The following is a 7,289-nucleotide window of genomic DNA, read 5'->3' as shown; positions in this document are numbered from 1 at the left end:
TCATTTGTTCGTCATTTGTTCGTCATTTGTTCGTTCATTGTTCGTTATTTCATTATCTGCTCTTGTGGCTCGCATTTTCCTTAGGCTTGATTCAGTTTCGCTCTATCTTCAAATAAGTCTTGTCTTTCAGACCGATAGTCTTTACCAATTTCTCTTTAAGGCTTGTCCCCCTTCGGGGGTTCGGGGGCTTCTCACTCGTCTTTTCTCTATCTGTCCTTGTACCTTGCACCGCTTTTTGTATGAACTTTGCCCAAGTTTCAAACTTTGGCAAAGTTGAAATCTACTAATAACCTTCTTTTTATCTATCTTTTAGCTTTAACTTAGATTTATCCATCATTCGTCTTTTATTCGTTCTAGAGCCACTGTAGACCCACTGTAGAGCCACTGTAGAGCCACTGTAGAGCAACTGTAGAGCCACTGTAGAGCCACTGTAGAGCCCCTGTAGAGCCACTGTAGAGCCACTGTAGAGACACTGTAGAGCCACTGTAGAGCCACTGTAGAGCCACTGGAGAGCCACTGTAGAGCCACTGTAGAGCCACTGTAGAGCCACTGTAGATCCACTGTAGAGCCACTGTAGAGCCACTGTAGAGCCACTGGAGAGCCACTGTAGAGCCACTGTAGACCCACTGTAGAGCCACTGTAGACCCACTGTAGACCCACTATAGACCCACTGTAGAGCCACTGTAGAGCCACTGTAGAGCAACTGTAGAGCCACTGTAGAGCCACTGTAGAGCCACTGTAGACCCACTGAAAAGCCACTTATTGTTCGATTATCCTGTAAGTTTCCTATAAACTTTGTATATTTCTCTCCTAATTTCATCATTAATTCATTTCACCCCCAAAATGCTTGTCGTGCTACGACTGCTCGTCGTGCTACAACTGTCCGTGCGGCTCGCACCTGCCCGTGTGGCTCGCACCTGTCTGTGTGGCTCGCACCTGCCTGCCTTTAATAAATAGAATACAGTAATGGTATCAAAAAATCTCAGAAAAATTTTAATATTTAGAAAATACAACGTACCTTTGTAGCGTTTTTAAAAGAAGATTATTTTAACTAATACAAACAAAATGAGTTATAGAATTGAAAAAGACACTTTGGGTGAAGTGAAAGTGCCAGCCGATAAATATTGGGGAGCACAAACAGAGCGTTCACGCAACAACTTTAAAATCGGTGCACCCGCTTCTATGCCGATTGAAATTATCCGTGGTTTTGCTTATCTTAAAAAAGCTGCCGCTTATGCAAACTTCGATTTAGGAGTGCTTTCAGTCGAAAAACGCGATGCTATCGCTCAAGTTTGCGATGAAATTCTCGAAGGCAAACTCAACGACCAATTCCCATTAGTAATTTGGCAAACCGGTTCAGGCACACAATCTAATATGAATGTGAACGAAGTGATTGCCAATCGTGCTCAAGTGTTGGCTGGTAAAAAAATAGGTGAAGGCGACCCTGTATTAAAAGCCAATGACGATGTAAACAAATCACAATCGTCTAATGATACTTTTCCTACCGGTATGCACATCGCTTGCTATAAAATGGTAGTTGAGAAAACTATTCCTGGTGTTCAGAAACTACGCGATACTCTCGCTGCTAAATCCGAAGCCTTTAAAAATGTAGTAAAAATAGGTCGTACGCACCTTATGGACGCTACACCACTTACTTTGGGACAAGAACTTTCAGGCTACGTATCTCAACTCGACCACGGTTTGCGTGCTCTTAAAAACACATTAGCTCACCTTTCAGAATTGGCCTTAGGAGGTACAGCCGTAGGTACAGGGCTCAATACCCCTAAAGGTTACGACGTGAAAGTAGCTGAATACATTGCTAAATTCACCGGTCTACCTTTTGTAACCGCTCCTAATAAGTTTGAAGCTTTGGCTTCTCACGATGCAATTGTCGAAAGCCACGGAGCTCTTAAACAATTAGCCGTATCACTCAATAAGATTGCAAACGATATTCGTATGATGGCTTCAGGACCTCGCTCAGGTATAGGCGAAATCATCATTCCTGCTAACGAACCTGGTAGCTCTATTATGCCCGGTAAAGTAAATCCTACTCAATGTGAAGCTATGACAATGGTGGCAGCTCAAGTAATGGGTAATGATGTAGCCATTTCAATAGGAGGTACACAAGGTCATTATGAATTAAATGTATTTAAACCATTGATGGCTTCTAACTTCCTTAAATCAGCTGAGTTGATAGGAGATGTTTGTGTATCATTTGAAGAACACTGTGCAAGTGGTATTGAACCTAACTACAAACGCATTAAGGAATTAGTAGATAACTCGTTAATGCTTGTTACAGCTCTTAACACTAAGATTGGCTATTACAAAGCAGCCGAAATAGCGCAAACGGCTCACCGCAATGGCACAACCCTTAAAGAAGAAGCTGTGCGTTTAGGTTATGTAACTCCGGAAGACTTCGACAAATGGGTACGCCCTGAAGATATGGTCGGAAGCCTTAAATAAGTAATATAAAAAGTTTATAATATTAAAAAAAGGGAAAGCTATCTAATTGATAACTTTCCCTTTTTTATGTAAGTAACTGTATATTTGTTCTTATTTGTTAGGAATATGTTGCAATATCGCTAGTAAGAACTTCCAAAACTTCTGTACAGAAGCTATATTTACCTTTTCAGCTGGCGAGTGTGCCCCTTTGATAGTAGGACCAAAGCTCACCATTTCCATTTCGGGGTAATGGGTTCCTAAAATGCCACATTCTAAGCCTGCGTGGCAAGCTACTACATTAGGTGTTTCACCGAAGAGCGTTTTGTATTGTGCTTTTACAATCTTCAAGATTTCAGCATCTACTTTGGGCTCCCAACCTGGGTAACTACCAGTGTATTCTACTTCAAATCCAGCTAACTCAAAACTACTGCGAATCGTATCAGCCAAATCATATTTAGAAGTTTCTGAAGCTGAACGAGTGAGGCAATACACGTTTATTTCGCCGTCTTTAATTTGTACTCTTGCTACGTTATTACTGGTTTCTACAAGGTCAGCAATCGTCTGACTCATTTTGTACACCCCATTGAAAGCTGCGTAAAGAGCGCGTAACACATCTTCTTGTTCTTCTTCTTCCATTACTTTCTCAGGTACCGCAGTAGGTTCAAGTAATACTGTAAAAGTCGGTTCAGTTACTGAATACTCGTGTTGGAGAGCTTGGGTAAGCGTAGCTACTTCTTTTTTAAAAGCCACTTCGTCGTTTTTATTAATAGTTATCACCGCTACGCTTTCTCTCGGAATAGCATTGCGCAAACCGCCTCCATCTACACTTGCAATATGCAAACCAAATTTCTCAGTACAAGTGAATAATATACGGTTCATCAGTTTGTTGGCATTAGCATAGCCCTTATGAATATCTGTACCACTATGTCCGCCGTGTAATCCTTTTATGGTAAGTGTATAGCCTACTGAATTATCAGGCGTATCTACCACGTCGTACTCTCTAAACGCCGATACATCTACACCACCGGCACATCCTATATCAATTTCGTCGTCTTCCTCAGTATCTAAGTTGAGAAGAAAATCACCAGAGAGCAATCCGCCTTTGAGCCCTTTAGCACCCGTCATTCCTGTTTCTTCGTCAATAGTAAAGAGAGCTTCAAGAGCAGGGTGAGGGATATCCTTACTTTGTAAGATAGTCATAATACTTGCAACCCCAATACCATTATCGGCTCCCAAAGTTGTACCATCAGCACGTACCCAGTCGCCATCTACTAACATTTTGATACCTTCCGTACTAAAGTCGAATACCGTATCATTGTTCTTTTGGTGTACCATATCGAGGTGTGATTGTAACACTACTGTTTTGCGGTTTTCCATTCCTGCCGTAGCGGGCTTTTTAATGATTACATTGCCCGTTTCGTCTTGGTAGGTATCAAGCCCTAAACTTTTGCCAAAAGCCACCATAAAAGCAATGACTTTCTCTTCTTTTTTTGATGGACGAGGCACGGCATTCAAGCTCGCAAAGTTCGCCCATAACTGTTTTGGTTCTAACTCTGTTATTTTCATTATATTTATTAATTATTAGTTTTTAGTTATCAGTTGTTAGTATTTAGTCGCTACTGCTTTTACCTTTTACTTTTTATTCACATACCCAGCTGTGAGTCCTCGCTGGCTTTACCTTTTATCTTTTACCTTTTACCTAATCAGAACCAGTACCCTATATTAAACAGCCATATCGCTTGTCGTATTTCAGGTGAGTAAGTGCACTTCAGTTCTATAGGACCTAAAAAACTCTCAATGCTATATCCTATCCCATACCCCGAATAGTCTGGGTATTTCTTCCATTCGAAACTCTCAAAAAGATTGTTGTCTGCTTTAGCAATATTCGCTAATAATAGCAAGTGTTGTTTCTTAAAGGGTTGGATATCTATTACCAATTCTGATTTTAAGTAGTTTTTAGCACCAATACTCAAAAAATCATAGCCGTAAAAAGGTGAATAGTTCGTAAATACATTCTTGTTATACCCTCCTAAAAAGAAGTCTAATGAGTATACATTAGAGCCTCCTATGGTAACACCGCCTTCTAATCCTACTCGTGCGCTCAATCTTGGCAAGATAGGAAAAGCAAATGATAATTCTGTTTTACCCGTTGTAAATTTGTTAAAATCTGAGTAGTTAGAGGCAAGTGCATAGAAATTGAACTGTGTATTAAAGTACACCCCTCTACTGGGGAAAAAGCTATTGTTAAAGCTGTCGTATTTAAGATAAGAATACAAACTGCCTATATGACTCTTTTCCGAATACGAAGTCGCTGAACTTATTGAATGCACTTGCTCAGTATCAAACTGTATTTTGCGGTGCTCTACTCCTAAGCCAAATACAAAACCATTACCCAAAAGTGTTTGCAAATACAGCTGATTTACCCAGTCGTAAGCCTCTACGTCCATTCGGTTGAGCTCCGACCGCTCTATTCGGTAGTTAGATAAGCGTTTTGTGTTCAGCTTTCGGTCGAATTGCACAAACTTAGACCGCAATCCATAACTGATGTAAAATCCCTTATCCACAAAATAATCAAACTGATAGCGTATGTTATCTCCCACAATAAGGTCGAGTGAAAGAAAATCACTGCTTTGTAAGAAATAGTTCCGAGTATAGTTCATCAAGAACCCTGTTTTTAGCAGATTGTCATAATGTATCCCAAATTTCAAAAAGGTGCGTTGCGGATTCTCTCTTAAATAAAAGTCTATATGTTCCCCTTCAAATGTGTGCCTAATCTGGTGATTGATAGAATGGAAATTGTTAGTAGCCATCAAGTTGTCGATTCCGTCGTTCAGTTGCTCGAACGAAATCTTACGGTTTAAATATTTCAAGTGTAGTTTACCGCGCAAATAACTACGCGAAAAGTGCTCGTTGTTATGAAAATGGACGTCTTTTAAGTAAAAGGAATCTATCTTTTGTATTCGTTCTCTTTCCTCTGTATGTTTTTGTTGAGCTGCAATCTCACGCAATCTTGGTAGAAAATGTTCCGCTGCTATTTTGCCATTGTTGATGATTGTCTCTCCTTTATCAAACGAAATAACGTTGAATCCCTCTATATTAGGTTTGATGTATACATCGGTCTCTTTTATTTTTTTTGGCATATTATCTATCATCGGGAAGGTAGTAATCTGCGAAAAAATACTCAAAAAAGAGTTAATCTCCTCTCGTTTTGCTAGCGGACTCTGTACATCTACCCCTATGATAATATCCATTCCTTTTTTCTTAACTTCGTCTACGGGATAATTATCGGCAATACCGCCATCGGTAAGCCATTTACCATCTATTTCTACCAAATCGAATAGCGAAGGAAACGAACCGCTTGCTTGTATTGCTTGAGGCAAGAAACCGTTTTCAAGTACTACGCCTTTACCTGTTTCTATATCCGTTGCTACACACAAGAAAGGAATGGGTAACTGCGAAAAATCATAGATTTCATTCACCGGATAGAGTAGTTTCACAAACTCGTTGTAGATGTTTTGTCCTTTTGATACCGCACGAGGCAACCCTACTTTGAAGTTATTGAAAGGCAATGCTACTGCGTAACGGTCGTATATATAGCGCTCGTGTAATGATTTAGCACGGCGTGAAGTCTTGTCTTGCAAGAGTTTATCAAAGTCTAACTGACGGAAGATAGAGTCCAACTCATTGGCTGAATAACCCGCCGCATACAAAGCTCCTACCATAGCCCCCATACTCGTACCCCCGATGTAATCGATGCGCACCCCTGCTTCTTCCAACACTTTTAGTACCCCTATATGTGCTAACCCTTTCGCACCTCCACCGCTGAGTACCAATCCCACTTTTAAATCCTTTTTGTGGGTAGTATCTTGCGCACGCAGAAGAGGACTACTAAGTATCAGAAATATGGTTGCTAAGAATATTCTCATCCAATGAATTGCTTTTTAAAACAGGCACAAAGGTATAAAATAATTAACAAATAACAATATAAAAATGAGGATTAATTTTTCAATCGCTCTATTTTACTCTCGATATGGTAATACCGTCCCGTATGGGGAGTAGCACTGTCTCTATACGAGGGTCTTCTTTTAGTTTTTGGTTATAAGCCATTAAGGCTTGGGTATGTTTATCCGAAGGCTTTACTTCTTGCACTACTTTACCACTCCACAACACATTGTCAGAGAGGATAACACCTCCTGAGTTCATTTTGTCTATCACCAAATCAAAATAATGAGCGTAATTCTGTTTGTCAGCATCTATGAAAACAAGGTCGAAAGTAGTGCTAAGAGTAGGGATAATATCGGCTGCCTTGCCTAAGTGTTGCACAATTTGCGCCCCATAGCCACTCCGGTCAAAAAACTCCCTTTGCAGGTCAGTGAGTTCCTCTTTGATGTCGATAGTATGTAAAACACCATCAACTGCCAAACCTTCTGCCAAACAGAGGGTTGCGTAGCCCGTGTAGGTGCCTATTTCTAAAATAGTTTTAGGCTGTATCAATTTAGAGAGCAAACTGAGGAAACGCCCTTGTAAATGACCACTAATCATTCTCGGTTGCAATACAGTAAGGTGAGTGCGCCTACTGAGTTCTTGCAGTAAAGGAGGTTCGTTGTCAGTATGTTCGCAAGCGTAATTTTCTAAATCTTCTGATAAAAAGTGCATTGGTAAAATATTTTTTTGGCAAAGATAGCAATAATATTCAAAAAAGCTGTACCTTTGCCACAAAAGCCAAAGGTAGAGGAGATTGATAGAAATGTAGAAGAAGCGAGGTAAAGTACTTTTTATTTCCAATATAACAATAACTTTACTATAACTTTTCTTCGTTCATTGTTCATTTGCCCGTGCGGCTCGAA

At 40.2% G+C, this 7,289-nt stretch carries 4 protein-coding genes; 1 reads left to right on the top strand and 3 read right to left on the bottom strand.

Going from position 1 to position 7,289, the window contains the following annotated elements:
* Positions 1-1,065 precede the first annotated feature (1,065 nt).
* Positions 1,066-2,463, top strand: a complete 1,398-nt coding sequence (fumC, locus tag HMPREF9078_RS09955; RefSeq protein ID WP_009420555.1) for a class II fumarate hydratase — start codon at positions 1,066-1,068, stop codon at positions 2,461-2,463.
* A 90-nt stretch (positions 2,464-2,553) separates the two neighbouring features.
* Here the strand turns inward: fumC and HMPREF9078_RS09950 are convergent, their stop codons facing one another.
* The 3 genes from HMPREF9078_RS09950 to HMPREF9078_RS09940 all read right to left on the bottom strand — a co-directional run bounded on the left by HMPREF9078_RS09950 (position 2,554) and on the right by HMPREF9078_RS09940 (position 7,098).
* The gene (locus HMPREF9078_RS09950) at positions 2,554-4,008 is read right to left on the bottom strand and encodes an aminoacyl-histidine dipeptidase (RefSeq protein ID WP_009420554.1); all 1,455 of its coding nucleotides are present in this window, start codon (positions 4,006-4,008) and stop codon (positions 2,554-2,556) included.
* Between the two features lie 137 nt (positions 4,009-4,145).
* On the bottom strand, positions 4,146-6,368 hold the full coding sequence (locus tag HMPREF9078_RS09945; RefSeq protein WP_009420553.1) for a patatin-like phospholipase family protein: 2,223 nt from the start codon (positions 6,366-6,368) through the stop codon (positions 4,146-4,148).
* Between the two features lie 88 nt (positions 6,369-6,456).
* Positions 6,457-7,098 (bottom strand): O-methyltransferase, encoded by a 642-nt coding sequence (locus HMPREF9078_RS09940; protein ID WP_009420552.1) that lies wholly within the window; start codon positions 7,096-7,098, stop codon positions 6,457-6,459.
* Positions 7,099-7,289: the final 191 nt, after the last annotated feature.

It is taken from the genome of Capnocytophaga sp. oral taxon 380 str. F0488, from assembly GCF_000318255.2.
GTDB classification, from domain to species: Bacteria; Bacteroidota; Bacteroidia; order Flavobacteriales; family Flavobacteriaceae; genus Capnocytophaga; species Capnocytophaga ochracea.
Note: the sequence above shows the minus strand (reverse complement) of the source record. Positions and strands in the feature narration are given on the sequence as shown.